We start from the raw sequence: 25,143 nt of genomic DNA, 5'->3' as shown, positions 1-25,143 counted from the left end.
CGGAGGCAATCACTCGATGTGCCGCTTGACGACGTGGGCCTCGACCGCCTTGAGCAGGTCCTCCGGAGCGTCCACCACGGCGTCCGCTTCCGCCACGAGCTGTTCGTCCGCCTGCGCCGTCTCCGCGTTCGAGGTGTAGACCAGCAGAGGAATGTCGTTGCCGGCTGCCCTCGTCTCATGGATGAAATCGGCTCCGGCCCGTGGATCCCCGTCGCGGTGCAGGTCGGTGATGACGACGGCGAACTCCAGTCGGCTGAGATAGATACGTGCCATCTCGGTCGATGTCGCCACCGTGACGAGCTTGCCCAGGCGTTCCAGCGCGAGGGTTTCGAAGATGTTGTTCTCCGGGATGTCATCCACCCAGAGAACCCGCGCGAGTGCGGTGGTCGACCCGATGGAAGTCAAGTCGGGCCGGACTGCTCCCTGGCCTTTGACCTTCGTCGCTTCGAGGGCGGCCTCTTCGGCTTTGGCCGTGTTCGCAGGGGAAAGACTCAGGTCCATGGTGAAGATGTTCGACAAGGAGAGCTTCACCGTGCTGGCGGTGGGACCTCCCTGCCCCCGCCACAGGAGCGCGATCAGGCCGGACACCAGCACGAGGGCGATTACCAGCACGACGAGATTCGAGCTCACCGCTACCTCCCGGAGGAATAGTCGTCGGGACCGGTCGCCAGAGCTGTGCCCAGTTCGACGGGGATCCGGCTGATCGGGCTCAGATCGCCACCGGGTACCTCCGCCAAGGCCTCGAGCAGCGCGCCTTCACCGAAACTCCTGGCGGTCAGCGTGGCGATTCCGGCGATGTCGAGATCGGCTATGTCCACCGGGGCGGCCCCGTTGCGCCACAGATGGGTGTTCGTCCGGGCGAGGCTGATGGTCTCCTCGTAGGTGCGGCACATCGCGACGACGTGCCGGGCGATTCCCCGGACATCCTCGGAACGGCGGCGGAAGAGGTGCTCGGCCACCGCCCAGAACCGGTGGATCGGGGTGCCGAGGCTGCCGACGGGCAGCACACCGGTGCGGTGCGGAGAGGACTCCAAGATTTCGCCCAGCGAACTGCTCAGAGGATCGAATCGGTAATCTTCAGATTTGGCGACAGGCCGCAATCGAGGCGCGACGGTGCCTTCGCTGTTCGCGATCCCGCTGGCGGCCAGGACCAGGTATGCCTGCTGTTGCTGCTGTAGCCGGATGTCGGGCATGGGGTTCGGGGCATCGGCAGTCGGTGCGGGCTCCTCACGTGAGCCGGATGCGTCTCGCAGCGCTCGGGCGACCATCGCGGGCTCCACGTCGAACCGTGATCGGTCGGCCACGAGCTCCAGGTACATGCCGAACGCCTGGCCGAGCTGGAGGAAGAGGTCACCTGAACGCCGAAGGAGCCGGCGGGCCGCCATCGGATTCAACAGCAAGGCCCACTGGCCGGCCTCTCGCAGCGCACTCGCAGCGTCGGCTCGCAAGGTGAAAGCCGTGTTCTCGTCGACGGGACCCACCGACTCCAGCTCTCGCAAGGCCGTTGCCGCGTAAGCTTCGTGGAACCGCAGTGTGCGCCGGACCTGCTCGCGATCGAGCCCCAGGGTGTCGAGGTGTTCGCGGGCCATTCAGATCAGCTCTCGGACGTTCGTCAAGATCTCCGGCGGTGTGAACCTCGGGTTGGACTGCGTCCAAGCCAGGTCGAACCACTTCCGCGTGCCCCCGTCGAGCACCCACTTTTCGCAGTGGCTGATCTGGTTGTCCGGCACGATGACCTTCGCCGCGACCTCGCCCTCGGTCTGGTACGCCGAATAGCGCCGGTAGACGTTGAGGTCCCGCACCTCTTCGGCAACTCCTTCGATGCCGACCGCCGTGCGGGGCGCGAGCAGGACCCAGCAGGTGTAGAGGTAGGCGTAGTCCTGCCTGCCGAACTGGGTGCCGAACCACAGCGCCGTTTTACGGGCTCGGTGCACGAAATTCGTTGCCGACAAGGCGTCCCGCTCCACCGTTCCGGCCGAGAGTGAGATGAATGGGCTGTTTTCGCAGAACGGACTGCCGGTCGCGGGATCGTTGGCCGTGAAGTGGTTGACGTGACGGTTGATGTTCGCCGGGGTGAGCTTGTCCCTCACCTCCGGGGGGCTGATCAGGCGGACGTTTCGCCACCAGTTGCACAACAATCCACCACCGCTGCCGATCAGCTCCTTCGCTGCGGCGTCATTCGGCAGGTGGATGCCTTTGACGCACCATTGAATGATCATTGTTCGAGATGGCCCCTCGGAGCAGTTGCGTCTTCGTGCTCGGTTGCTGCCTCCTAGGTCGCCTTCCGGCGAGAAAATGTTTCTTGATCGCACGGACGAGTTGAGTCGCCTGGTTTCATCCCAGCGGCGCGAGGATCGCCTGGGCGTCCTCCCCGGCGAACCACAGCCCGATGGCGAACGCCGCCGTCGCCTCCAGCAGTGCCGCGCGGGAAAGCCCTCCGGCACGCACCGGCCGCGCGCCGATGTCACGGACCAGTGTGCTCACCGTTTCCAGCGCCGCCGGGTCGTCGCCGCACAACGGCACTGACAGCGGGCGGCCGTCGAACACTGGCGGGTTCATCCGCCAGATGTCCACGTGCGCCAAGTTGAACGCCTTCACGACGTGGGCCTCCGTGACGATCCGCGAAGCCACCGGCGTGCCGGTCAGCGCGGGGTCGTTGGTGCAGTCCACCAGCACCTTCCCGGTCAGCGGGCCGGCCTGCGCGAGGACCTCGCCGATGGCCGACGACGGGATGGCGAGGAGGACCACGTCGGCGAACGCGGCCACCTCGCGCCACGTGCCGGTCTTGCGGCCGGCCACCCTGATCTCGTGACCCGCGCGCGCCCAGTGCGTGCCGAGTGCGTCCGCCATGCCGCCCGTGCCGAAGATCCCGATCCGCATGCGTCCTCCTTGTGCTTGGCTGGTACCAGCACGACGGTAGGAACCCGGGAAGGAACCGAACGGTAACCATGGACTTCCTCGCCGACTGCCGGACGCGGCTCGCGTTTGACCTGGTCGCCAACACGTGGAACCCGGTCGTGGTCTGGGCGTTGCGGCACGGCCCGCGGCGGCACGTCGACCTGCGTCGCACGATCGGGGGGATCAGCGCCAAGGTGCTCACGGAAACCGTGCGGCGCCTGGAACACGACGGTCTCGTCGAGCGGCGCGAAGGCGCGTACGCGCTTACGCCGTTGGGTGAGACCCTGCTCGAGCCGATCGAGGGCTTCGGGCGCTGGGCTGCCGAGCACGGCGACGACGTCGTCGCCGCTCAAAGCCGAGCACGATCAGCGTGACCAGCGACAACGCGGGGAGCGGGTAGCCGAGCAGGAGTCCCGCGGTGACGTCGACCGCCGGTGCGGCGATCCCGGCCACGAACACCCAGGTCGGCGCCGTCGGCGGCTTCGCGGCCGGGGACCACGGCGTCTTCTTCCCCGGCTTCGCGACCGAAAGCCACGCCTGGAAGGCCAGGGCGCTCGCCATCGACGACGCTCCGGCGACCTGCAGCCAGCTGACGGCGGCCGTGTCGACGGATTCGCGCAGTGCAGGGGAGAGCAGGAAGATCCCGGCGTAGAGCTGGACGAACGTCAGGGCGAACTTGATCAGCACCCACCAGTGCCGGAAGTAGCCCCACGCGGTCGCGCCTGCTAGCAGCAGGCCGGTGAAGGCGGAGACGTTGGCCATCGGGGCGAGCAGGACGGAGTCGAGGCGGTCGGCCATCGCGGGTGCGCCCGACGCCATCAGGACGACGAGGGCGAGGGCCTGGCTCATCCAGGCGACCGACGACACGACGTGCAGCCAGACGACGGCCTGCCGCCAGCGGGGAGAAGTTTTCACGGCTCCAGGCTCGCCGGGCGGCGGGACGGGCACATCGGGCGCGACCCGGGTTTCGTCCCCGACCCGGCGAGGCGCCGCCTACGCCCGCCGGGGTACGCGGCAGCAACCGCCGTACTCCCCGGGTTGTCGTGAGTGGCAAGGCGAGTTAGAACGCTACTTACCACTCACGACGGGGTTCTTCGCCGCCAGAGTCAGGAGGGGGACTGCTGCCGCGGCGTCGGTGATCAGGGTCGAGACCATGCCGGAGCGCAACACCGCGTCCACCGCTGCGGCTTTCGGGCGGCTGTAGCCCAGGGCGATCACCTCCGGGACCGCCATCAGCTCCTCGTGGCTGATCGCCAGCACGTGGTGCGCCAGGCCGGTGGAGAGAGCGTTTCCCGAGGCGTCGAACAGGCGCGCCGCGACCTCCGCCGTTGCTCCGCGGGCCGCGATCGCCGCTCGCTCGGCCTCGTCCAGTGCGTCGTACACCGTCGACTCGCCCGGCTGCCACGCGCCGATGCTGACCACCGCCTTCGTCAGGTGGCGGAACTGGCCGAACGTCTCCGCGATCCCCGGCTGCCGCCGCAACGTCTCCGTTGTGCGGCGGTCCGGTAGCACCAGCGGCCCGAAGATCGGGTACGCGTCGCCGCCCGACACCGATGTCACGCGGCTGACCGTCTCCACCGAGCGGCCGCGCATGTCCATCCCCGCCTGCACCCCGCACAACTGGACGATCGGGCACCGCGGCAGCGATCGGACCGCTTCCGTCATCGCGTTCACCGACCGCGCCCACGACAGCCCGATCACGTCGGACGGGACCGCGATCTCCTCCAGCAACCGCGCCGCCAGGGAGCCGATCTTCGCCCGGACAACTTCCTTCGGTTCGCGCTCGGTTGAGCGTTCGAGCACCAAGGCCCGCTTCAGGCCGTACGCCGAGCGCACCTCGTCCGACAGCACGAGGTCCACCGGCGCCGGCAGCGAGAACTCCACCCTGACCAGGCCGGACTCCATGGCCGTGTCGAGCATCCGCGCCACCTTGAACCGGCTGACGCCGAACTCGTCGGCGATCTCCAGCTTGGAGCGTCCCTGCACGTAGAAGCGCCGGGCGACGGTGGCGAGGAGCACCGCTTCGGTGAGCGAGGTGCCCTTACGAGAAGCGCTCATTTGAGCATAATAGCGCGAAATCCAGCCGAAAGGTTGACGTAATACCGACGTCAGACCTGTAATGCCTTCACATGTTCTCGACGCGATAGGTCAACGTTGCTCATATGAGCGCGAGGAAGGGGCAAGGCATGCGTGCCGCCATCGTCGACCGGCCCGGTGAGATCAGGGTCGGCGAGGTGCCCGATCCGAAACCCGGGGAACGTCAGGTCGTCGTCAAGGTCGGAGCGTGCGGCATCTGCGGCACCGACCTGCACATCGCGGACGGGCACTTCCCGCCCACCCCGTACCCCATCGTCCCCGGTCACGAGTTCGCCGGGGAGATCGTCGAGCTCGGCGCGGACGTGCCGGGCGAGTGGAAGGTCGGCGACCGGGTGGCCGTCGACCCGTCCCTGTTCTGCGGCTACTGCGGCCCGTGCCGCGCCGGCCACGGCAACCTCTGCGCGAACTGGGGTGCCACCGGCGACACCGTCAACGGCGCCTTCGCCGAATACGTCGCCGTCCCGTCGTCCACCTGCTACCGCATGCCCGACGCGATGACCTGGGAGCAGGGTGCGCTGGTCGAGCCGGTTTCCTGTGCGGTGCACGGGGTTCGCCGCGTCGGCGTCGAAGCCGGAGAGCGCTTCCTCGTCGTCGGCGCCGGGACCATGGGCCTGATCATGCAGCAGCTGTTGCAGCGCTCGGGCGCGCAGGTCACGGTGGTCGACCGCAACGAAGCCCGGCTGCCCCGAGCGAAGAGCCTCGGTGCCGTCGGCACGGCAAAAGACGTGAGCGACCTGAACGGCGAGAAGTTCGACGTCGCCGTCGACTGCACCGGCGCCGCGCCCGCCATCGAAGCCGCCTTCGACGCGATCCGGCGCGGCGGACGGCTGCTCGTCTTCGGCGTCGCACCGGCCGAAGCCCGCGTCGCGCTTTCGCCGTTCCGCATCTACAACGACGAGATCACCGTCGTCGGCTCGATGGCCGTGCTGCACAGCTTCGGCGCCGCCCTCGACCTCGTCGCGAACGGCGCGATCGACACCGGCGCGCTGCTCACCGACACCCTGCCGCTGGAGCAGTACCCCGAGGCGCTGGCCAAGATGCGCAGCGGCGCGGGCCTCAAGGTGCAGGTCCTCCCCGGAGGTGGCCGTGCGTAAGCTCTTCACCCTCCTCGCGGCGACGTCGCTGCTGGTCACGGGCTGCGCGGGCGCCGGTTCGATCGGCACCGGCGGCAGCACGCTCGTCATCGCGATCGTGTCCAACCCGCAGATGAAGGACGCGATTTCGCTCGCGCCGGAGTTCGAGAAGGCCACCGGCATCAACCTCAAGTTCGTGTCCCTGCCGGAAAACCAGGCCCGCGCGAAGATCACCGCGTCCACCGCCACCGAAGGCGGCGAGTTCGACGTCGTCATGATCAGCAACTACGAGGCCCCGCAGTGGGCGGCCAACGGCTGGCTCGAGAACCTCGAACCGCACATGACCGCCACCCCGGGCTACGACGAAGCCGACTTCATCCCCAGCATCAAGACGTCGCTGTCGTACCAGAACCAGATGTACGCGGTGCCGTTCTACGGCGAGTCGTCGTTCCTGGCCTACCGCAAGGACCTCTTCGGGAAGGCCGGGATCACCATGCCGGCCAAGCCGACCTGGCAGCAGATCGCCGACTTCGCCGCGAAGCTCGATGACAAGGCCGCCGGCGTCAGCGGCATCTGCCTGCGCGGCAAGCCCGGCTGGGGCGAGAGCCTCGCGCCGTTCACCACCGTGGCGAACACCTTCGGCGCCCAGTGGTTCGACAAGGACTGGAACGCCAAGCTGACCTCGCCAGAGTTCACGCAGGCCGCGAACTTCTACGTCAACCTCATCCGCGAGCACGGCGAAGTCGGCGCCTCCAGCGCCGGGTTCTCCGAGTGCGGCACGCGGTACACGCAGGGCAACGCGGCGATGTGGTACGACGCGACGGTCATGGCGGGCACCAACGAGGACCCGTCGAGCAGCAAGATCGTCGGCAAGTCCGGGTACGCGCCCGCGCCGGTCGTCAAGACGCAGGCCAGCGGCTGGCTCTACACCTGGGCGCTCGGCATCCCGAAGGTCGCCAAGGACAAGGACGCGGCCTGGAAGTTCATGGCCTGGATGACCGACAAGGCGTACGTGCAGAAGGTCGGCCACACCTACGGCTGGAACCGCGTTCCGCCGGGCGTCCGCCAGTCGACGTACGCGATCCCGGAGTACGCCGACGCGGCGAAGGCCTACGCGAAGCCGACGCTCGACGGCATCGCGGACGCCAACCAGCAGAAGGTGATGGCGAACCCGGTGCCCTACCCCGGCATCCAGTTCGTCGGCATCCCCGAGTTCCAGGACCTGGGCACCCGGGTGAGCCAGCAGCTGTCGGCCGCGATCGCCGGCCGCGAATCGGTCGAAGACGCGCTGAAGCAGTCCCAGGACTACGCGCAAACCGTGGGTGACTCGTACAAGGCGGTGCAGTGATGTCCACGCTTTCCGTATCCACCCCCACTTCTCAGACGAAGGCGCAGGTCGAAGCGAAACGCGGCCTGAGCACCGCGGCCCGGCGCCGGCTGCCGCTGCTGCCCGCGCTGATCTTCGTCATCGCGGTGACGCAGCTGCCGTTCCTGCTCACCGTGTTCTACTCGTTCCAGTCGTGGAACCTGGTCCGGCCCGGCTCGCGGCACTTCGTCGGCCTGGACAACTACATCGACGTCTTCAGCGACACGACGTTCCTGGTCGCGCTGCTCAACACCGTGGTGCTGACCGTGGTGTGCGTGTTCGTCGCGCTGCTGCTCGGACTCGGCCTGGCGATCCTGCTGGACCGCAAGTTCCTCGGCCGCGGCATCGTCCGGACGCTGCTGATCACGCCGTTCCTGATCCTGCCGGCGGCCGGCGCGCTGCTGTGGAAGACGACGATGTTCGACCCGACCTACGGGCTGCTGCACTTCGTCTTCGGCACCGACGTCGACTGGCTTTCGGAGTTCCCGCTGGCGTCGGTGATGGCCCAGATCGTGTGGCAGTGGACGCCGTTCATGATGCTGCTGATCCTCGCGGGCCTGCAGAGCCAGGCCAAGGACGTGCTCGAAGCGGCCAATGTGGACGGTGCGAGCCGCTGGCGGACGTTCGTCTCCATCACGCTGCCGCACCTGTCCCGGTTCCTGCAGCTGGCGACGCTGCTGGGCGCGATCTACATCGTGAACAGCTTCGACGCGATCTTCCTGATGACCCAGGGCGGGCCGGGCACGGCCAGCACGAACCTGCCGTACTACATCTACCAGCGCGCGTTCGAGGGCTTCGACGTCGGCCAGTCGTCGGCGATGGGTGTGATCGTGGTGATCCTGACGATGATCGTCGCGACCTTCGCGCTGCGCCTGATGTTCCGGACCTTCTCGGTGAGCGGAGGGATCAAGTGACCACGGTGGCCCCGCGCAAGCGGGCTTACGGCAAGGGTTCGCTGACCGTCGCGACCTGGGTGATCGCGATCCTGTTCGTCTTTCCGCTGCTGTGGATGATCCTCACGGCGTTCAAGCAGGAGGCGGACGCCTACACGGACCCGCCGAAGCTGTTCTTCACCCCGACGTTCGAGCAGCTCGGCAACGTCCTGAGCGGCGGCTTCCTGCCGTACCTGTCGAACTCGGCGTTCGTGACCATCCTGTCGACGGCCTTGGTGCTGCTCTTCGGCGTCCCGGCGGCGTACGCGCTGTCGCTGGCGCCGGTGAAGGGCACGTCGAACGCGCTCGGGTTCTTCCTGTCGACGAAGATGCTGCCGATCGTGGCGGCGATCATCCCGCTGTACGTGATCTCGCAGAACACCGAGCTGCTCGACACGGTGTGGGCGCTGGTCATCCTGTACACGTCGATGAACCTGCCGCTGGCCATCTGGATGATGCGGTCGTTCTTCCTCGAGGTGCCGCACGAGATGATCGAGGCGGGCCGGATCGACGGGGCGAACCTGCCGACGCTGCTGCGGAAGATCATCATGCCGGTGGTCGCGCCGGGGATCGCGGCGACGGCGCTGATCTGCGTGATCTTCTCGTGGACGGAGTTCTTCTACGCGGTCAACCTGACCGCGGCGCGGGCCGGGACGGTGCCGGTGTTCCTGGTCGGGTTCATCACCAGTGAGGGGTTGTACTGGGCCCAGCTGTCGGCGGCCGCGCTGCTGGCGTCGCTGCCGGTGATGATCGTGGGCTGGATCGCGCAGAACCACCTGGTCCGCGGCCTCTCCATGGGCGCGGTCAAGTAAGCACCTCCGGCTTGGGTAGGTGGCTGGGTTGTCGTGAGTGGTAAGGCGAGTTAGAACTCGCCTTACCACTCACGACCGCGATGGCTGGCAATGTCGGCATGTCGATGTGCGGCTGCCCTCGGGGGACCAGCCTTCGCGCAGAAGGACCGTGCGCACCTCTTCCGCCACTGCGCACGGGGCTGTGTGAACGTCTCGCCAGCCATAGACGAGCCGCGCTCGGCCGGCGAGCTCGGCGGCGTTGTCCCTGCGACGGTCTCGGAACGCGACGCCGCCGGTGGTGTGCGTGGCTCGACCATCGAGCCGGATCGTGACCGCGGCACGGTGGACGTCATAGGTGACGTCTTCCCACAGGGTTTTCCCGTCGACGATGAACGGCGTCTGCCGATCTCCGCGAGGTAACCCGTGCCGGTCTTCGACGTTCTCGAGATATTCGACTTCGAGCGCGGACATCAGCCCGTCAGCGACGAGAGCCAGCCCACGGCGGATGGCAGCGCGATAGCGATACGACGGCCGCAGCAGCAGGCAATCCTGAACATCGCTGACGGGGATCGGGCTCCGGCTCACCAGGTCGACGACGAGCAACGTCGCCTCCCGAGCGGTCGGCTGCGAAACCGCCAGATCGAGAATCGTGTCGGGTCCGCGGGTACGTGCCGGGCTGGTCGCCAGCGTCGTGTACCGCAGAGCGCGAGAGCGATGGACGATAACGAAGGGGCGCTGCGAGATCGCAGAGCTGGTGTACGGCACGGTGATCTCCACCGGCCGATCCGCCTCGGGTATCAGTCCCCATTCCTCCGCCGCGGTGTGGTGACTGAGGACGGCGTTCGCGCCGCCGTAGAGCAAGGCCGCGAGCAGGCGGGCCGGGCGAGGCAACTCGCCGGTGAATGTCGCGTAGACCCTCGGGAGCACGCGTTGCCAACGGCCGGCCCCGATGTTGGCCGCGATGTCCCCTTTGGTGTGGCCGTACGAGCGGAGCTGTTCGCCGCTGATGACGCCGTGCTGGGCGTCGAGCAGCGGTTCCCAGCTGGGGCGGGCGCTGTCCGGTAACCGGTCGGCCGACCAGCGTGTGTGCAGAGGCATGACCCGACGATGGCGCCTTCAGACACCCAACGGAGAGCGCACCGCAAATCTGTGGACAACCAGGACCGATGTGGATAAGTGTCGTGAGTGGTAAGGCGAGTTAGAACTCGCCTTACCACTCACGACGGCTGCGGTAGGGCTACTCCTGGAGGGAAAGGGCCTGGCTGGGGCACACGTGCACCGCTTCGCGGGCCTTTTCGACCAGGTCGCCTTCCGGCTGGTCGTCGAGCACGATGACCGTGCCGTCGTCCTCGCTCTGGTCGAACAGGATGGGCTCGGTGAGCACGCACTGACCGGCGCCGACGCACTTGCCGGTGTCCGCGATGATCTTCATGGTCCTTCTCTCCCTGTGGTGGGGTGGCAGTTCGTCTCTACCAGGTCACCGGCAGCCGGTACAGGCCGTAGATGTTCGCGTCGTCCTTGAACGGCAGTTCGTCCACCGGAGCGCCCAGTGCCAGCGAGGGCACGCGGCGGAACAGCGTGTCGAAGACGATCTGCAGTTCCATCCGGGCCAGGTTCTGGCCGAGGCACTGGTGGGGCCCGAAGCCGAACGCCACGTGGTGGCGTGCGCCGCGCTCGATGTCGAGGGTGTCCGGGTCGTCGAACGCGCGCGGGTCGCGGTTCGCCGAGTACCCCAGCGCCAGGACACCGTCGCCGGCGCGGATCAGCTGCCCGCCGACCTCGATGTCCTCGACGCACAGGCGTGCCGTGGCCGCGTCGACGATCGTCCAGTAGCGCAGCATCTCCTCGACGGCGTCGAGCGTCTTGCCCGGATCGGCCTTGATCACCGCGAGCTGCTCCGGGTTGCGCAAGAAGGCCACGGTGGACAGCGAGATCATGTTCGCCGTCGTCTCGTGCCCCGCGACCAGCAGCAGGAACCCGGTCGCGGCCAGCTGCTCCCGCCGGTAGGTGCCCGCTTCACGGAGCTTGACGATCTGCCGGCCGAGCAGGTCGTCCGGCGGGTTGTCCTCCTTCGTCGCGATGAGGTCCGCCATGTACCCGCGGATGGTGTCGAACGCCGTCCGCCGGTCTTCCGCCGACGTCGAGCGCTTGATCAGCTTCGCCGTGTGGGTCTGGAAGAAGTCGTGATCGGCGTACGGGACGCCCAGCATCTCGCAGATGACCAGCGACGGCACCGGCAGCGACAGCGCTTCGACCAGGTCACCGGGCTTCGGGCCGGCCAGCAGCGCGTCGATCCGCGCGTCGACGATCTCCTGGATCCGCGGCCGCAGCGCCTCCATCCGGCGCACGGTGAACTCGCCGAGCACGGCCTTGCGGGCCGGGCCGTGCTCGGGCGCGTCCATGGTGATCATCGTGCGCTCGTCGCCTTGGCGCCGGAACCCGCCCTTGACCAGCTGCGGGAAGTCCGGGTGCTGCCGGTCGGCGCTGAACCGCCGGTCGTTCAGCACGGTCCGGACGTCCTCGTGCCGGGTGACCACCCAGGCGTGGCCACCGTCGGGCAGCCGGATCCGCGAGACGGGCTCGCCCTCGCGGATCTCCTCGTACGCCGGCGGCGGCGCGAACGGGCAGGTCCGCGTCATCGGGAACTCGTGCACGGCGGTCATGGCGTCCCCCTTCACCAGGTCACGGGCAGGCAGTAGAGGCCGAAGATCGACGAATCGTGCTTGAACGGCAGCTGGTCCACCGGCGCGGCCAGCTTGAGCTCCGGGATGCGGCGGAACAGCGTGTCGAAGACGATCTGCAGCTCCATCCGGGCCAGGTTCTGGCCGAGGCACTGGTGCGGGCCGAAGCCGAAGGCGACGTGGTGGCGCGCGCCGCGCTCGAGGTCGAGCTCGTCGGCGTTCTCGAACGCGGCTTCGTCGCGGTTGCCGGAGTAGCTCAGCCCCAGCACGCCCTCGCCTTCGCGGATCAGCTGGCCGCCGATCTCGACGTCCTCGGTGGCGACGCGCGAGGTCGCGAACTCGGCAATGGTGAAGTACCGCAGCAGCTCCTCGACGGCGTCGAGGGTCTTGCCGGGGTCGTTCTTGATGATCGCGAGCTGGTCCGGGTTCTCCAGCAGCGCGACGGTGCCGAGCGAGATCATGTTCGCCGTCGTCTCGTGCCCGGCGATGAGCAGCAGGAACGCCATCGAGACGAGCTCGTCGTGCGCGACCTCGCCGTGCTCTTCGCGCTGCTTGAGGATCTGGCGGCCGAGCAGGTCGTCGGTCGGGTCGGCTTCCTTGGTGCTCACCAGCCGATCGAGGTACTCCTGCAGCTCGTCGACGGCCTGCGTCCGGGTCTCCGGGTCGGCCTCCCGGTTGAGCAGCGTCGAGCTGCGCACCTGGAAGAAGTCGTGGTCGGCGTAGGGGACGCCGAGCAGCTCGCAGATCACCAGCGACGGCACCGGCAGCGACAGCGCCGACACCAGGTCGGCGGGCTTCGGGCCGGCCAGGATCGCGTCGATGTGCTCGTCGACGATCTGCTGGATCCGCGGCTGCAGGGCCTTCATCCGCTTGACGGTGAACTCGCCGACGACCTCGCGCCGGGCCGCGCCGTGCTCCGGGGGGTCCATGTTGATCAGCGACGGCGTGAAGTTGCTGCGCCGCTGCGGCCGCCCCGACCTGAAGAGGACCGGGAAACCGGGGTTGAAGCGGTCGGAGCTGAACCGCGGGTCGGTCAGCATCTGCCGGACGTCCTCGAGCCGCGTCACCGCCCACGCCTCCTGGCCCGACTGCAGCCGGACGCGCTGGACCGGTCCGGCGTCGCGCAGTTCCTCGTAGGCCGGCGGCGGGGCGAACGGGCAGGTGCGGGTCAGCGGGAAGGTCTCGTCCCGCGTGGCGGGCTCGGCCAATTCAGTCATTTCGGACCCCCTAAATCGGACGGAAAGTATGCGGAGGATTACATTCCGGTTCTCTGGTCCAAGGTACCGAAGCGGAAGGAAGTCGTCCACTAGGTGCTCGCTACCCGGTTGAGGAGGCAGTGCGTGGCCTCGTGGCCATGCGAGAATCACCCCGCGCGATTCAGCGGAAGGCGAACGGCATGACGGCAGACCCCGAGACCACCCTGCGGGCGGACGCGCGGCGCAACCGCGACCAGATCCTCGCCGCGGCGAAGAACATCTTCGCCATGTCCGGTCCCGAGGTGCCGATGGAGGAGATCGCCCGCGCGGCCGGCGTCGGCGTCGGCACGCTCTACCGCCGGTTCCCGGACCGCGACGCGCTGGTCCGGGCCGTCGCGATGGACAACTTCGAGCGGGTGCTGATCGACGCGCGCGTGATCGCCGAGGAGGAGACGTCGTCGTGGCGCGCGCTCGAGCGGCTGCTGCGGCAGTCGGTGGAGCTGCAGCTGAGCGTGCAGCTGGCGATGGTGTCGCACCGGGCGCTGGTGATCCTCAAGAGCGACCCGGAGGTCCGGCGGCTGCGCGACGAGATCCTGTCGGTGCTCGACGGCTTCGTCGACGGCGCCAAGGCCGAAGGCAAGCTCCGCGACGACGTCGGTGCGGGCGACATCGCGATCCTGTTCGCGACGCTGCTGCGCCAGATGCGCGCGAAGTCGCCGGAGGTCGCCGAGATGGCGGCGCGCCGGTGCGTCGGCATCATGATCGATGGCCTCAGCGCGCGGCCGGGTTCGGCGCTGCCCGGGCGGCCGATCACGTCCGGTGACCTCGACCCGGACTGAATCCGCGGCTTTTCGTGTTAGGGTTCCGCCTCGTTCTGCCGGAATTGCAGCTGCGGGCGGGAAAATGCGACGAAGAATGCTGACCGTGTTGTTGGCGATTTCCTTTCCGGTGGTCGCCGGGTGTGGCGGCAAGCCGGTCGACGGCGTGGCGGCGGTCGCGCCGGTGCCGCTGCCGCCCTCGGCTTCTTCGGCGGCGCCTGCGTCGCCGCCTTCCTCGTCCGCTTCCTCGCCCGCGCCTTCGTCATCGTCGCGACCTGCACCTTCGGCCGCTCCGGCGCCGCCGTCGGCCACGCCGGTGCGGAGCTGCCGCACCCCGGAGTTCACCACGAGCGACCCCGACGGCGGCTGGTCCGACGGCGGCTACTACGTCCACAACAACATGTGGAACGCCGGGGAGGCGGGCCCGGAAACGTTGCGGGCGTGCGCGTACGACAACTGGTACGTCGAGTCCACCCAACCCGATTCGACGTCGGTGAAAACCTATCCGAACGTGCACAAGGACATCAACAACCAGAACGGCAAGCCGGTCAACGACTATTCGGTGATCAAATCGACCTTCGCCGGCCGCGGCCCGGGCACCGGTGTCTACGACGTGGCATACGACCTCTGGCTGAACGGCGTCGGCGACGGCAAGGGCGTCAGCGAGCTCATGGTGTGGACGGAGAACAACAAGCAGGTCCCCTCGGGCGACAAGCTGTCGACGTACACGGCCGGCGGCGCGACCTACGACGTCTGGGCGGACGACGAGGGGTACGTGGCGTTCGTGTCCCGGTCGGCGCAGTATTCGGGCAGCGTGGACCTCAAGGCGATGATCGGCTGGGCGATCGCCAAGGGGCTGATCCCGGCGAACCCGACGATCAACCAGATCGGCTACGGGATCGAGTTCTGCTCGACCGGCGGCGGCAAGGCGCGGTTCACGCTGTCGGACTTCTCGGTGACGATGAGCTAGCTCCCGCTCGGTAGCATGCCGCGCATGGCCATCAAACTGGAGAACGTCGGCATCGCCGTCCGCGACCTCGAAGCGACGATCGCCTTCTTCACCGACCTGGGGCTCACGGTCCTCGGCCGGGACACGGTCAGCGGCGAGTGGACTGACACGGCCGTCGGCCTGGACGGCAACCACGCCAAGATCGCCATGCTGCAGACGCCGGACGGGCAAGGTCGCCTCGAGCTCTTCGAGTACATCCACCCCGAGGCGATCGAGACGACGCCCACGCGCCCCCACGAGATCGGCATGCACCGCGTCGCCTTCTCCGTCGACGACATCGACGCCGCCCTCGAGATCGCCGCGAGGCACGGCTGCCACCCGCTACGCGGTGTGGCGACGTACGAGGACGTCTACAAGCTCACCTACGTCCGCGGCCCCAGCGGCATCATCGTGATGCTCGCCCAGGAGCTGAAGAAGAGCTGACGGCCGGGTGACGGCCGCCAGCTCGTCGGCTCAGACGCCCAGGGGGTGCCAGACCGTCTTGGCCTCCAGGTAGCGCCGCAGGCGCGTGAGGTCCGGGGCCGTCGTCCAGTCCGGCTCGGCTTCCGGGACCGTCAGGACCCGCTTCACCGTGTTCGCCGCTTCGCGGGCCAGCTCGACGCGGTCCGCCGGGGCCGCTCCCGTCGGGTCCAGCGCGTTGACGTCTCCGTGGGACGCCAGCCAGGGGCCGAGTTCCGCAGCCCGGCCGGTGAGGATGTTCGCCACCCCGCCCGGGACGTCGGACGTGGCCAGGACCTCCGACAGCGTGATCGCCGGCAGCGGGCGCTCCGCGCTGGAGACCACCACTGCCGTCGAGCCGGTGGCCAGGACCGGGGCCAGCACCTCGACCAGGCCCAGCAGCGACGACGACTGCGGCGCCAGGACGCCCACCACGCCGGTCGGCTCCGGGACCGTGAACGAGAAGTACGGGCCCGCCACCGGGTTGGCCGCGCCGAGGACCGTGGCGATCTTGTCCGTCCAGCCCGCGTACCACACCCAGCGGTCGATCGCCGCGTCCACAATGGACTCGGCCTTCTTCGCCGCCAGGCCCTCCGACGCCGACACCTCGGCGATGAACTGGTCGCGGCGGCCTTCGAGGACCTCGGCCACGCGGTAGAGGACCTGGCCGCGGTTGTAGGCCGTGGCGGCGGACCAGCCCGGGAACGCCTTGCGCGCGGCGACCACCGCGTCGCGGACGTCCTTGCGGGACGCGTGCGCCGCGTTCGCCAGGAACTTGCCCTTGCTGTCGGTCACCGGGTACACCCGGCCGGACTCCGAGCGCGGGAACTTGCCGCCGAGGTACAGCTTGTACGTCTTGGCGACGGAGATGCGGTCAGACATTCAGGTACGCCTCCAGCCCGGTGCGGCCGCCTTCGCGCCCGAAGCCGGATTCCTGGTAGCCGCCGAACGGGGCGGCGGGGTCGAAGCGGTTGAAGGTGTTGGCCCAGACCACGCCGGCGCGCAGCTGGTTCGCCATCCACAGGATCCGGGAGCCCTTTTCGGTCCAGATGCCCGCCGAAAGCCCGTACGGCGTGTTGTTCGCCTTCGCCACGGCCTCGTCCGGCGTGCGGAACGTCAGCACCGACAGCACCGGGCCGAAGATCTCCTCGCGCGCGATCCGCATCGACTGGTGGACGTTCGCGAACACCGTCGGGGCGAAGAAGAACCCGCGGTCCGGCACCGGGCACGGGCTGGTCCAGCGCTCCGCGCCTTCGGCGTCGCCCGATTCGACGAGCCCGCGGATCTTCGCCAGCTGCTCGGCCGAGTTGATCGCGCCGATGTCGGTGTTCTTGTCCAGCGGGTCGCCGATGCGCAGCGTCGAGACGCGGTAGCGCAGCTTTTCGAGGACCTCTTCGGCGACGGACTCCTGGACCAGCAGACGCGAGCCCGCGCAGCAGACGTGGCCCTGGTTGAAGAAGATGCCGTTGACGATTCCTTCGACGGCCTGGTCGAGCGGCGCGTCCTCGAACACGATGTTCGCCGCCTTGCCGCCCAGTTCGAGGGTCAGCTTCTTCGGCGTGCCCGCGACCTGGCGCTGGATCGCCTTGCCGACCTCGGTCGAGCCGGTGAACGCGATCTTGTCGATGCCGGCGTGCTCCACGATGGACGCACCGATGTCGCCCGCGCCCGGCAGGATGTTCACCACGCCCGGCGGCAGCTCGGCCTGCTGGCAGATCTCGGCGAAGACCAGCGCGGTCAGCGGCGTCGTCTCGGCCGGCTTGAGGACCACGGTGTTGCCGGTGGCCAGCGCCGGGGCGATCTTCCAGGCCAGCATCAGCAGCGGGAAGTTCCACGGGATGATCTGGCCGGCCACGCCCAGCGGACGCGGGTCCGGCCCGTAGCCCGCGTACTCCAGCTTGTCGGCCCAGCCCGCGTGGTAGAAGAAGTGCGCGGCCGCGGTCGGGACGTCGGAGTCGCGCGACTCCTTGATCGGCTTGCCGTTGTCGAGGCTCTCCAGCACGGCGAGCTCGCGCGAGCGCTCCTGGATCAGCCGCGCGAGGCGGAAGAGGTACTTCGCGCGCTCGGTGCCCGGCATCTTCGACCAGACGCTCGTGTACGCCTTGCGCGCGGCCTTGACCGCGGTGTCCACATCGGACTTCGACGCCGTGCCGACCTCGGCCAGGACCTCTTCGGTGGCCGGGTTGATCGTCTTCAGCGGCTCACCCGAGCCGTCGACGAATTCGCCGTTGACGAACGGCTTGTAGGAGTCCTTCAGGTTCGCGATGGCCCGGGATTCCGGAGCGGGCGCGTATTCGAAAACGGGCATCAGTCCACCGTCACGTAGTCGGGGCCGCTGTAGTGGCCGTCCACCTGGGTGCGGCGCTGCAGCAGCAGGTCGTTGAGCAGGCTGGACGCGCCGAAGCGGAACAGGTCCGGGGTCAGCCACTGCTCGCCGGCGACCTCGTGCACCGCGACCAGGTACTTGATCGCGTCCTTGGTCGTCCGGATGCCGCCGGCGGGCTTGACCCCGCGCAGCTCGCCGGTCTGCCCATGCCAGTCGTGGACGGCCTGCAGCATGATGTGCGTGACCGGCAGCGTCGCGGCGGGGGACACCTTGCCGGTGGACGTCTTGATGAAGTCGCCACCGGCCAGCAGCGCCAGCCACGACGCGCGCCGTACGTTGTCGTAGGTCGCCAGCTCGCCGGTTTCGAGGATGACCTTCAGGTGGGCGTCGCCGCAGGCGGCCTTGACGGCCTGGATCTCCTCGAAGACGGCCATGTACCGGCCTTCGAGGAAGGCACCGCGGTCGATCACCATGTCAACCTCGTGCGCGCCCGCGTCGACGGCGATCTTGGTGTCGGCCAGCTTGATCTCGAGGCTGGTGCGCCCGGCGGGGAAGCCGGTGGCGACGCTCGCGACGTGGACCCCGCTGCCTTTGAGCGCTTCGACGGCGGTGGCGACCATGTCCGGGTACACGCAGACGGCGGCGACGCGCGGGGTGTCCTGCCGCTCGGGATCGGGCCGGACGGCCTTCGCGGCCAGCGCCCGGACCTTGCCCCGGGTGTCGGCGCCCTCCAGGGTGGTCAGGTCGACCATGGAGATGGCGGTGTCGATGGCCCACCGCTTGGCGTCCTTCTTGATGCTGCGCGTGCCGAGGCCCGCCGCGCGCTGCTCGACGCCGACCTGGTCGACACCGGGCAGCCCGAGCAGGAAGCGGCGCAGGCTCGCGTCGTCGCGAGTCGCGTCCACCAGCGGTGCCGGGGTGGCCGGCGCCGCTGACGTGCTGGTCGTGGCTGTCATGGGCCTGAGTCTAGGCGGCGGGTCCGACAGTGCGAGCCCCCGTTGGGTGTGACGCTGAGTGCGGGACGCGTCACAAAACCGTGGTCAGGACCCCTCGATCTGCGGCGGCTCGGGTCGTTTCGCGGGTTTCCGGTACACGACGACCCCGCCCCAGAACGCCAGGCCGTTGATCTTCACCGTGGGTGCCGTCGGCGGGGCCGGGGGTGCGCCCGACTTGTCCTCCAGGACGAACCCGCCCATCAGGCCGATGCCCGTGACGTCCACGTTGATGTCGTCCGGGACCGTGATCTGGATGCCGCCCATGATCGCGACCGCGGTGATCGTGCTGTGCTTGTCCGCGAACCGGGCCTGGCGGAGGTCGATCTCCGCGCCGCCCCAGAACGCGAGGCTGTTGTGCTGGGGCGGGAGGACCCAGCTGCCCTTGCGGACCGCGCCGGAGAGCACGCCGATCGACACGGGGGAGCCCGGGTGGCCGCCGATGCGCTGGTCCGGGAAGCCCAGGGCGCGGGTGGTGGCCGGTTCGATCGCCGCGGAAGAAGTGGGGAGGTCGGCCGTCACCGGCTTCAGCTCGCCGAGGGTTTTCGCCGCGTAGACCGTGGTGAGCCGCTCTTCCAGCTCGTTGACCGTGATGCGCCCCTCCGCGAGGGCGTTGTGCAGCACCTGGGCGACGCGTTCACGGTCCGCGTCGGAAGCCCGCATCTGGTCGGGCGTCAGTTCGCTCACCCGGCGTAGCTTATCGGCGAAAACCACTGTGCGTGTCCATCTTCCGGAGGACACTGGGCGGATGGTCGAGTTCCCGGACGGCACCCGCGTCGAGGGGCGGGGGCTGGCCCGCCCACGCCCCGATGGTCCCGCGCCCGATTTCGGGCTCTACCTGGGGACGAGCCGGTTGCGGCGCAAGCACGGCGGGGGTATTTCGTGGCCGCACGAGTGGGTGACGTGGCCGGACTTCCTGCTGCCGGTCAGGCCCGCGGAAGCGCGCGGGCAGATCATCGCCCTCCACGAACGGGCGAAGACGGAGACGGTCGAGGTCGCCTGCTACGGCGGTGCCGGGCGGACCGGGACGGTCATGGCCTGCCTGGCGACCCTCTCGGGGGTGCCGGTGGGGGAGGCGGTCGCGTGGGTGCGCGAGCACTACCACGAACGGGCGGTCGAGACGCCCTGGCAGCGACGCTGGGTCAGCTGGTTCGCCCGGCAGAGTGGATGAAGGCGGTCCACGCGGAGGCGGGGATGGTGAGGTGGCCGCCCTCGCGGTCCTTGGTGTCCCGCACGCCGACGGTGGTGGAAGTGGAGGACACCTCGACACAGTTGGCATCGCTGCCGCTGTAGCTGCTCTTGCGCCAGGAGCCCTGGTCGATCATGGAACTTCCTCCTGGCCGGTCAGCTCGCCAAGCGCACTGGCAACGAGCCTTAACGACTCTTCGGGTGACAGCGCGACGGCGCGGATGCCTTGCCAGGCAAGCCTAACACGCTCGAGATGCTGAGGTTCCTCCAGGAAACTGCTGGTTCCGCAGCTTGCCATGTAGCTGACGGGTGGGTTTTCGTCGAAGTCGAGAATCACGAATGGTCCATCCAGGCCAGGGTGCGGCCCGGCACGGAACGGCACGATCTGAATCGCAACATTGGTGCGCTCGGCCAATCCGAGCAGATGGCGCAGCTGAGCTCGCATGACCTCCGCCTTGCATACGGGCCGGGTGAGCACCGTCTCGTCCAGGATTAGGTGGATTCGTGGCGCGGGGCGGCGGCTGAAGATGATCTGGCGAGTCATCCGGGTGGCGACCAAGGTATCGACTTCGGCTTCGGAAAGCTTGGGGCTCGCACCCTGGATGATCGTGCGGGAGTAATCGGGGACCTGCGCCAGGCCGGGGATGAGAAGCGGTTCGTAGTTCTGGATGGAGGTGGCCTCGCTCTCGAAGCGCATGAGCTCCTTCCAGTTCGGCGGCAACTTGCCATGGATCTCGTGCCAGTTCCGCTCCTCACCCTCCCTGACCAGCGCCAACAGCTCCGTCCGCTTCGCCGCCGGCACGCGCAGCAGCCCCAGGATCGCCGACACGTCATCCGCGTACAGCCCGCGATCCCCCGTCTCCATCCGGCTGATCTTGCTCTCCGAACAGTCCAGCGCCGTCGCCACGTCCAGGCAGGTCAGGCCCGCCGCCACCCGCAACGTCCTCAGCTCCGCCGAGACCCTCCGCTGCCGCACCGACACCCGCTTGTTCTTGGCCATGCGCACACCTTCGCCGCTTGCCAGTGCGGCAAGGAAGATCGCTCACCCGGTCGATCAGTTGCGTGCGTCCGTGGCAAGAAACCAGGGTTGGGCATGCTCAAGAAAAGCAAGACCTGGACGCTCAACGGGATCTACGCGAACTGGAAGCTGACCGTCGCGATCGAACCGGGCGAGTACACCGACGACCTGCCCGAGTGGCCGAGCGAGCGGCTCGCGCCGGTCGTCGGGCACTTCTTCGAGGCCGTCAACCTCTACGAACTGAGAAGGGACGCCGACCTGACCCACCGGCTAGATTGACCCGCATGGATGTGCACGTCGTCGACCACCCCCTCGCGAAGGCCCGGCTCTCCACGATGCGCGACGCGCGCACCGACAGCGCCGCGTTCCGGGCCGCGCTGCACGAGCTGACCGTCATGCTGGTCTACGAAGCCACGCGGGACGTGCCCGTCAAGGTCGAGAAGATCCACACGCCCGTCGCCCGCACCGACGGCTACCGCCTGGCCAAGCCGCCGCTGCTGGTTCCCGTGCTGCGGGCCGGGCTGGGCATGGCCGACCAGGCGCACAAGCTGATCCCGGACGCGCAGATGGGCTTCGTCGGCCTCGCGCGCGACGAGGAGACGCTCAAGCCGACTCCGTACCTCGAATCACTGCCGGAATCGCTCGCCGACCGGCCCGTCCTGGTGCTCGACCCGATGCTCGCCACCGGCGGCTCGATGGAGTACACGATCCGGCTGCTGACCGACCGCGGTGCCGACGACGTCACCGCGATCTGCGCGCTGGCCGCCCCGGAGGGCCTGGCGCACCTGGAGAAGACCGGCCTGCCGGTGCGCGTCGTCACGGCGAGCGTCGACGAGCGCCTCAACGACTCGGGCTTCATCGTCCCGGGCCTCGGCGACGCCGGCGACCGCCAGTACGGCGCCGTCTAGCCTTGCCCGTCCTCAAGTGGCGGTGGATCGCCGTGACCGCCGTCGCGGTCGCGGCCGTCACCGCGACCCTGCTCTGGCTGTTCCTGGCCTGGTCCGGACGGCCCGACGCGCCGGTCCGGATCGACGCGGTCAAGACGGCGTTCGGGGTCGGCGCGGGCGCCGGCGGGGCGTTCGCGCTCTGGCTGGCGACCCGCCGCCAGCGCACCCTCGAACTCCAGCTGGCCGAGACGACGCTGGACCTGGAGGAGCGCCGGGTCACCGAGCTGTACACGAAGTCCGTCGAGCAGCTCGGCAGCGACAAGGCGCCCGTCCGGCTCGGCGGGCTGTACGCCCTAGAACGGCTCGGGCAGGACAACCCGAAGCACCGGCAGTCGATCGTCAACGTGCTGTGCGCGTACCTGCGGATGCCGTTCAAGGCCCCGGACACCGGCCTCCGCGGCCGCACCGGCGCCGAACTCGGTGAGGACACCGATCCCGAGCTGCTGGTCCGCCTGGCCGCGCAGGAACTGCTCAAAACGCACCTGAGCCACGACGAACCCGGCTACTGGCCGGGGATGTCGGTCGACCTGCAGCGGGCCGTGCTCGTCGACTTCCGGCTGAGCGGCTGCACCCTGGCCGCCGCGGACTTCAGCCGCGCGCGATTCGTCGGCGCGGTCCACATCCGCGGTTCGCGCTTCACCCGCCGGGCCGGGTTCTACGGCGCGGAGTTCACCAGCACCGCGAACTTCGACCGGTCGATCTTCGACGAGGGGGCGTTCTTCTCCTACGCGCACTTCGCCGAGGACGCCCGCTTCACGCGGATCCGCTCGGGCGGCCGTTTCCAGTTCTCCCACACCACCTTCGACGAGGGCGCCGCCTTCGAGGACGGCGAACACGAAGAGCTCGACCTGGCGGACGTGCAACGCAACAAACCGGCCGATGGCGGCCACGAAGGGGTGTGACCAACCAAGCGACGGGGACGCCGGTGGGCGACCGGGCACTCGGCGATCGAGCACTGTGGGACCGGGCGTCCGGAGGCGACGAAGCCGCCTTCGGTGAGCTCTTCGAACGGCACGCCGAGGCCGTCTGGAACCACGCCTACCGGCTGACCGGCTCGTGGGCCGCGGCCGAGGACCTCACCTCGCACACCTTCCTCATCGCCTGGCGCCGCCGCGCCGACGTGGCGCTGGTGCGCGACAGTGCGCTGCCGTGGCTCTACACCGTCGCCGGCAACGCGGCCCGAGACGAACACCGCGGCGCGAAACGGCGGCTGCGCCTGCTCCGGAAGATCCCGGACGCGCCGGTGGTGTCCGACCACGCCGACGCCGTCGCCGAGCGGCTCGACGGCGAGCGGCGGCTGCGCGAGGTCGTCGCCGCCGTCCGGACGCTGCCGAAGGCGCAGCGGGAGGTCGTCGAGCTGTGCCTGCTCGGCGACCTGAGTGCCGCCGATGCCGCGGCGCTGCTGTCGGTCGCCGAGGTCACTGTCCGCGCCCACCTGTCCCGGGCCCGCGCCCGGCTGCGCACGCTGCTGGAGGAAAAATGAGCCTGCGAGATCTCCCGCCCCGGCGCGCCCTGCCGGACGACGTCCGCGACCGGCTGCGCGCCGAGGTCCGCGCCGGCCTCGGGAAACCCCGGCGGACCGGGCACGTGTGGTACGCCGCCGCGGCCGCCGTGCTGGTCCTGGCCGCGGGCGCGGTCGTCGTGACGCGGCAGTTCCGGCAGCCTGCCGAGGCCCCGCCCGCGACGAGCACCGGGCTGACGCTCGACGCGAAACTGGCGACCGCGGCCCTCGACCGCTGCTGGGCGGCCGTGCGGACGGCGGGAAAAACCGGCCGCGTGCCGGACCGCGCCGACTGGGTGCCCCTGTTCACGGACACGCTCGGCACCGACTCGGTCGTCGCGGCCACCGCCGCCGGGAAGCCGATGTTCTGCGAGGTCACCGAGACGACGGTGACGGTGTCGGACCCGGCGGCCGCGCCCGCGTACGCGCCGGGAAGCCGGTCCGGGCTGCTGCTGCAGAGCGCAACCGGGCTGGCCGCCGGGGTCGTCGACCCGGCCTGGCCGCAGGCGAGCTTCTCCAAGAAGATGGGTGCGTCGGGCCTGGACTTCTCGCCGGCCAGCCGTCAGTTCGTGGCGTTCACCGGCACGGCCCCGGCGAAGGCGGTACTGGCCATCGGGGACGGGTCGGGCACCCGGCCGATGCCCGTCCTGCCGAAGGCGCCGCCGCCCCTGCTCTCGGTCACCGACCGCCCGGCGGACGCCGACCGGACGTCGGCCGCGGGCCGGGCGCTGGGCGACTGCCTGGCCGGGGCCGACGAGGTGATCGCGGACGCCGCGGCCTACCGGGCCGGCCCGTTGCTGGAGGAACAGGGCTACCGGATCGTGCTCGGGCGCCTCGGCGACCGGGTGATCGCGTGCACGACCGAGCCGGGGCCCGGCGGACCGCGATCCCGCGCGTACCCCGACTTCTACGCGGGTCCGGCGGTGCCCGCCCGCGCCCTCGTCGTCGACACCCTGGGCGCGACCGAAGGCGGCGGCCAGAGCCGGCCGCGGACGCCGTTCGCGGCGGTGGTGCCGTCCAGCGCGGTCAGCGTGATCGTCGACTACGGCGGCGGGAACGGCGCCGACACGCTGGTCACCGACGGGATGTTCGCCGTCTGGCTTCCGGTGAGCAGGCTCAAGCCGGACGCGAAGGGGCACGTCAAGGCGTGGGACGCGCAGGGCAACGTCGTCTACGACGGGATGCTGCCGCTGTTCTGAGGCCGCAGCCAGCCGGTGGCGTTCGCGCGCAGGGCGGCCTCGTACGACGCCGTGACGTCGAACTCCTCCGGCAGGTTGCCGGTCAGTTCCAGGGACACCAGGCCGTGCACGATGGCCCAGCAGCCGACCGCGACCGTCTCCGGGGGGACGTCGAGGAAGACGCCGTCGGCGATCGCGCGGCGGATGATCTGCTCCAGGGGCTTGAGCGTCTCGCGGGCGAGCTCCTCGGCGTCTTCGTTCGGCTCGAACCCGGGCACCGACCTGGTGAACATGATCCCGTACAGGTTCGGATCGGCCAGCGCGCTCGTGCGGTAGGCACGGCCGAGCGTGACGAGGTCCTCGACCGCGTCGCCGGTCAACGGGGTTCCGGCCATCCGGGCGCCGAAGCGGCGGAAGCCCTCGGTGTAGAGGGCGTTGACCAGATCGGGTTTGCTGCCGAAGAGCGAGTACACGGCGGTGGTCGACGTCCCGGCGTCGGCGGCCAGCTTGCGCAGGGACAGCGCCTTCGGGCCGTCGGCCGCGATGAGCTCGCCGGCCCGGTCGAGGAGCTTGAGCCGGAGCGCTTCGTCGTGCGTGCGTGGTCGCGCCATGCACGCAGCGTATCGGAACGGTGTTACGAAAGGCGAGGGTGAGGATTTGACCTGGAGTGCACTCCAGGTCGTAGTGTCGGCGC

At 69.2% G+C, this 25,143-nt stretch carries 31 protein-coding genes; 14 read left to right on the top strand and 17 right to left on the bottom strand.

The window, feature by feature from the left end; translation table 11 throughout:
• Nucleotides 1–9: 9 nt before the first annotated feature.
• The 4 genes from OO60_RS44980 to OO60_RS12955 all read right to left on the bottom strand — a co-directional run bounded on the left by OO60_RS44980 (nt 10) and on the right by OO60_RS12955 (nt 2,880).
• Nucleotides 10–630 (bottom strand): DNA-binding transcriptional response regulator, encoded by a 621-nt coding sequence (locus OO60_RS44980; RefSeq protein ID WP_003064142.1) that lies wholly within the window; start codon nt 628–630, stop codon nt 10–12.
• A 2-nt stretch (nt 631–632) separates the two neighbouring features.
• Nucleotides 633–1,589, bottom strand: coding sequence for a hypothetical protein (locus OO60_RS12965; RefSeq protein ID WP_003064139.1), 957 nt, complete (start codon nt 1,587–1,589; stop codon nt 633–635).
• Complete coding sequence (locus tag OO60_RS12960; protein WP_155848844.1) at nt 1,590–2,219, bottom strand: hypothetical protein; 630 nt, start codon at nt 2,217–2,219, stop codon at nt 1,590–1,592.
• Nucleotides 2,220–2,334: 115 nt separating this feature from the next.
• Nucleotides 2,335–2,880, bottom strand: coding sequence for an NADPH-dependent F420 reductase (locus tag OO60_RS12955; protein WP_003064134.1), 546 nt, complete (start codon nt 2,878–2,880; stop codon nt 2,335–2,337).
• A 68-nt stretch (nt 2,881–2,948) separates the two neighbouring features.
• On the opposite strand from OO60_RS12955, the gene OO60_RS12950 reads away from it, so the two are divergent.
• Nucleotides 2,949–3,272 carry a winged helix-turn-helix transcriptional regulator gene (locus tag OO60_RS12950; RefSeq protein ID WP_003064131.1) on the top strand — a complete coding sequence of 108 codons (324 nt, stop codon included), beginning with the start codon at nt 2,949–2,951 and terminating at the stop codon, nt 3,270–3,272.
• Here OO60_RS12950 and OO60_RS45815 read toward each other — a convergent pair.
• Together OO60_RS45815 and OO60_RS12940 are read right to left on the bottom strand one after the other, a co-directional pair.
• Nucleotides 3,163–3,813 (bottom strand): hypothetical protein, encoded by a 651-nt coding sequence (locus tag OO60_RS45815; RefSeq protein WP_081655741.1) that lies wholly within the window; start codon nt 3,811–3,813, stop codon nt 3,163–3,165. The two genes, OO60_RS12950 and OO60_RS45815, sit on opposite strands and share 110 nt — an antisense overlap.
• A 153-nt stretch (nt 3,814–3,966) precedes the next feature.
• Nucleotides 3,967–4,956, bottom strand: a complete 990-nt coding sequence (locus tag OO60_RS12940; protein WP_033261413.1) for a sugar-binding transcriptional regulator — start codon at nt 4,954–4,956, stop codon at nt 3,967–3,969.
• Between the two features lie 128 nt (nt 4,957–5,084).
• Here OO60_RS12940 and OO60_RS12935 point away from each other — a divergent pair, with 128 nt between their 5' ends.
• Genes OO60_RS12935 through OO60_RS12920 form a run of 4 tightly spaced genes read left to right on the top strand, consistent with a single transcriptional unit; the run spans nt 5,085 to nt 9,178 of the window.
• The gene (locus OO60_RS12935; protein WP_003064123.1) at nt 5,085–6,089 is read left to right on the top strand and encodes a zinc-dependent alcohol dehydrogenase family protein; all 1,005 of its coding nucleotides are present in this window, start codon (nt 5,085–5,087) and stop codon (nt 6,087–6,089) included.
• On the top strand, nt 6,076–7,416 hold the full coding sequence (locus OO60_RS12930; RefSeq protein WP_003064120.1) for an ABC transporter substrate-binding protein: 1,341 nt from the start codon (nt 6,076–6,078) through the stop codon (nt 7,414–7,416). Before OO60_RS12935 ends, OO60_RS12930 begins: the two co-directional genes overlap by 14 nt.
• Complete coding sequence (locus tag OO60_RS12925) at nt 7,416–8,348, top strand: carbohydrate ABC transporter permease (protein ID WP_033261412.1); 933 nt, start codon at nt 7,416–7,418, stop codon at nt 8,346–8,348. Before OO60_RS12930 ends, OO60_RS12925 begins: the two co-directional genes overlap by 1 nt.
• Complete coding sequence (locus OO60_RS12920; protein ID WP_003064117.1) at nt 8,345–9,178, top strand: carbohydrate ABC transporter permease; 834 nt, start codon at nt 8,345–8,347, stop codon at nt 9,176–9,178. The genes OO60_RS12925 and OO60_RS12920 overlap by 4 nt, the downstream gene beginning before the upstream one ends.
• Before the next feature lie 69 nt (nt 9,179–9,247).
• Here OO60_RS12920 and OO60_RS12915 read toward each other — a convergent pair whose 3' ends face one another.
• From OO60_RS12915 to OO60_RS12900, 4 genes are all read right to left on the bottom strand, one after another.
• A complete protein-coding gene (locus tag OO60_RS12915; RefSeq protein WP_003064114.1) occupies nt 9,248–10,255 on the bottom strand; it encodes a hypothetical protein in 1,008 nt (335 codons plus the stop codon).
• Between the two features lie 139 nt (nt 10,256–10,394).
• On the bottom strand, nt 10,395–10,589 hold the full coding sequence (locus tag OO60_RS12910) for a ferredoxin (RefSeq protein ID WP_003064112.1): 195 nt from the start codon (nt 10,587–10,589) through the stop codon (nt 10,395–10,397).
• Nucleotides 10,590–10,626: 37 nt separating this feature from the next.
• Nucleotides 10,627–11,820, bottom strand: coding sequence for a cytochrome P450 (locus OO60_RS12905; RefSeq protein ID WP_003064110.1), 1,194 nt, complete (start codon nt 11,818–11,820; stop codon nt 10,627–10,629).
• An 11-nt stretch (nt 11,821–11,831) separates the two neighbouring features.
• Nucleotides 11,832–13,055 (bottom strand): cytochrome P450, encoded by a 1,224-nt coding sequence (locus OO60_RS12900; protein ID WP_033261411.1) that lies wholly within the window; start codon nt 13,053–13,055, stop codon nt 11,832–11,834.
• A 179-nt stretch (nt 13,056–13,234) separates the two neighbouring features.
• On the opposite strand from OO60_RS12900, the gene OO60_RS12895 reads away from it, so the two are divergent.
• The 3 genes from OO60_RS12895 to OO60_RS12885 all read left to right on the top strand — a co-directional run bounded on the left by OO60_RS12895 (nt 13,235) and on the right by OO60_RS12885 (nt 15,284).
• Entirely contained in the window at nt 13,235–13,873 is a 639-nt protein-coding gene (locus tag OO60_RS12895; protein WP_003064106.1) for a TetR/AcrR family transcriptional regulator, read from the top strand.
• Nucleotides 13,874–13,949: 76 nt separating this feature from the next.
• On the top strand, nt 13,950–14,822 hold the full coding sequence (locus tag OO60_RS12890) for a GH12 family glycosyl hydrolase domain-containing protein (protein WP_003064104.1): 873 nt from the start codon (nt 13,950–13,952) through the stop codon (nt 14,820–14,822).
• A gap of 24 nt (nt 14,823–14,846) precedes the next feature.
• A complete protein-coding gene (locus OO60_RS12885) occupies nt 14,847–15,284 on the top strand; it encodes a VOC family protein (protein WP_003064102.1) in 438 nt (145 codons plus the stop codon).
• Nucleotides 15,285–15,314: 30 nt separating this feature from the next.
• Here the strand turns inward: OO60_RS12885 and OO60_RS12880 are convergent, their stop codons facing one another.
• The 4 genes from OO60_RS12880 to OO60_RS12865 all read right to left on the bottom strand — a co-directional run bounded on the left by OO60_RS12880 (nt 15,315) and on the right by OO60_RS12865 (nt 19,280).
• Entirely contained in the window at nt 15,315–16,181 is an 867-nt protein-coding gene (locus tag OO60_RS12880; protein ID WP_003064100.1) for an aldehyde dehydrogenase family protein, read from the bottom strand.
• Nucleotides 16,174–17,607 (bottom strand): aldehyde dehydrogenase family protein, encoded by a 1,434-nt coding sequence (locus OO60_RS12875; RefSeq protein WP_003064098.1) that lies wholly within the window; start codon nt 17,605–17,607, stop codon nt 16,174–16,176. Before OO60_RS12875 ends, OO60_RS12880 begins: the two co-directional genes overlap by 8 nt.
• On the bottom strand, nt 17,607–18,581 hold the full coding sequence (gene deoC, locus OO60_RS12870; RefSeq protein ID WP_003064096.1) for a deoxyribose-phosphate aldolase: 975 nt from the start codon (nt 18,579–18,581) through the stop codon (nt 17,607–17,609). Before deoC ends, OO60_RS12875 begins: the two co-directional genes overlap by 1 nt.
• An 84-nt stretch (nt 18,582–18,665) precedes the next feature.
• Nucleotides 18,666–19,280, bottom strand: a complete 615-nt coding sequence (locus OO60_RS12865; RefSeq protein WP_051767693.1) for a DUF1707 SHOCT-like domain-containing protein — start codon at nt 19,278–19,280, stop codon at nt 18,666–18,668.
• Between the two features lie 85 nt (nt 19,281–19,365).
• Here OO60_RS12865 and OO60_RS12860 point away from each other — a divergent pair, with 85 nt between their 5' ends.
• Nucleotides 19,366–19,788, top strand: coding sequence for a protein-tyrosine phosphatase family protein (locus OO60_RS12860; RefSeq protein WP_003064090.1), 423 nt, complete (start codon nt 19,366–19,368; stop codon nt 19,786–19,788).
• On the opposite strand, the gene OO60_RS12855 is transcribed toward OO60_RS12860, so the two are convergent.
• Together OO60_RS12855 and OO60_RS12850 are read right to left on the bottom strand one after the other, a co-directional pair.
• Entirely contained in the window at nt 19,760–19,942 is a 183-nt protein-coding gene (locus OO60_RS12855) for a DUF397 domain-containing protein (RefSeq protein WP_003064087.1), read from the bottom strand. The genes OO60_RS12860 and OO60_RS12855 overlap by 29 nt on opposite strands.
• Nucleotides 19,939–20,805 carry a helix-turn-helix domain-containing protein gene (locus tag OO60_RS12850; protein ID WP_003064084.1) on the bottom strand — a complete coding sequence of 289 codons (867 nt, stop codon included), beginning with the start codon at nt 20,803–20,805 and terminating at the stop codon, nt 19,939–19,941. Before OO60_RS12850 ends, OO60_RS12855 begins: the two co-directional genes overlap by 4 nt.
• Nucleotides 20,806–20,898: 93 nt before the next feature.
• Here OO60_RS12850 and OO60_RS12845 point away from each other — a divergent pair, with 93 nt between their 5' ends.
• From OO60_RS12845 to OO60_RS12825, 5 genes are read left to right on the top strand one after another with little or no spacing between them, the layout of a single operon-like run.
• The gene (locus OO60_RS12845) at nt 20,899–21,102 is read left to right on the top strand and encodes a hypothetical protein (RefSeq protein ID WP_003064081.1); all 204 of its coding nucleotides are present in this window, start codon (nt 20,899–20,901) and stop codon (nt 21,100–21,102) included.
• Between the two features lie 5 nt (nt 21,103–21,107).
• Nucleotides 21,108–21,731, top strand: coding sequence for a uracil phosphoribosyltransferase (gene upp / locus OO60_RS12840; RefSeq protein WP_003064077.1), 624 nt, complete (start codon nt 21,108–21,110; stop codon nt 21,729–21,731).
• A gap of 32 nt (nt 21,732–21,763) precedes the next feature.
• Complete coding sequence (locus tag OO60_RS12835) at nt 21,764–22,672, top strand: pentapeptide repeat-containing protein (RefSeq protein WP_051767692.1); 909 nt, start codon at nt 21,764–21,766, stop codon at nt 22,670–22,672.
• Nucleotides 22,669–23,253, top strand: a complete 585-nt coding sequence (locus OO60_RS12830; RefSeq protein ID WP_003064071.1) for an RNA polymerase sigma factor — start codon at nt 22,669–22,671, stop codon at nt 23,251–23,253. The genes OO60_RS12835 and OO60_RS12830 overlap by 4 nt, the downstream gene beginning before the upstream one ends.
• The gene (locus tag OO60_RS12825) at nt 23,250–24,470 is read left to right on the top strand and encodes a hypothetical protein (protein WP_003064068.1); all 1,221 of its coding nucleotides are present in this window, start codon (nt 23,250–23,252) and stop codon (nt 24,468–24,470) included. Before OO60_RS12830 ends, OO60_RS12825 begins: the two co-directional genes overlap by 4 nt.
• On the opposite strand, the gene OO60_RS12820 is transcribed toward OO60_RS12825, so the two are convergent.
• Nucleotides 24,443–25,060, bottom strand: coding sequence for a TetR/AcrR family transcriptional regulator (locus OO60_RS12820; RefSeq protein ID WP_003064065.1), 618 nt, complete (start codon nt 25,058–25,060; stop codon nt 24,443–24,445). The two genes, OO60_RS12825 and OO60_RS12820, sit on opposite strands and share 28 nt — an antisense overlap.
• Nucleotides 25,061–25,143: the final 83 nt, after the last annotated feature.

The sequence above is a fragment of the Amycolatopsis vancoresmycina genome (genome assembly GCF_000716785.1).
GTDB classification, from domain to species: Bacteria; Actinomycetota; Actinomycetes; order Mycobacteriales; family Pseudonocardiaceae; genus Amycolatopsis; species Amycolatopsis vancoresmycina.
This window is presented reverse-complemented; position numbering and strand designations above follow the sequence as displayed.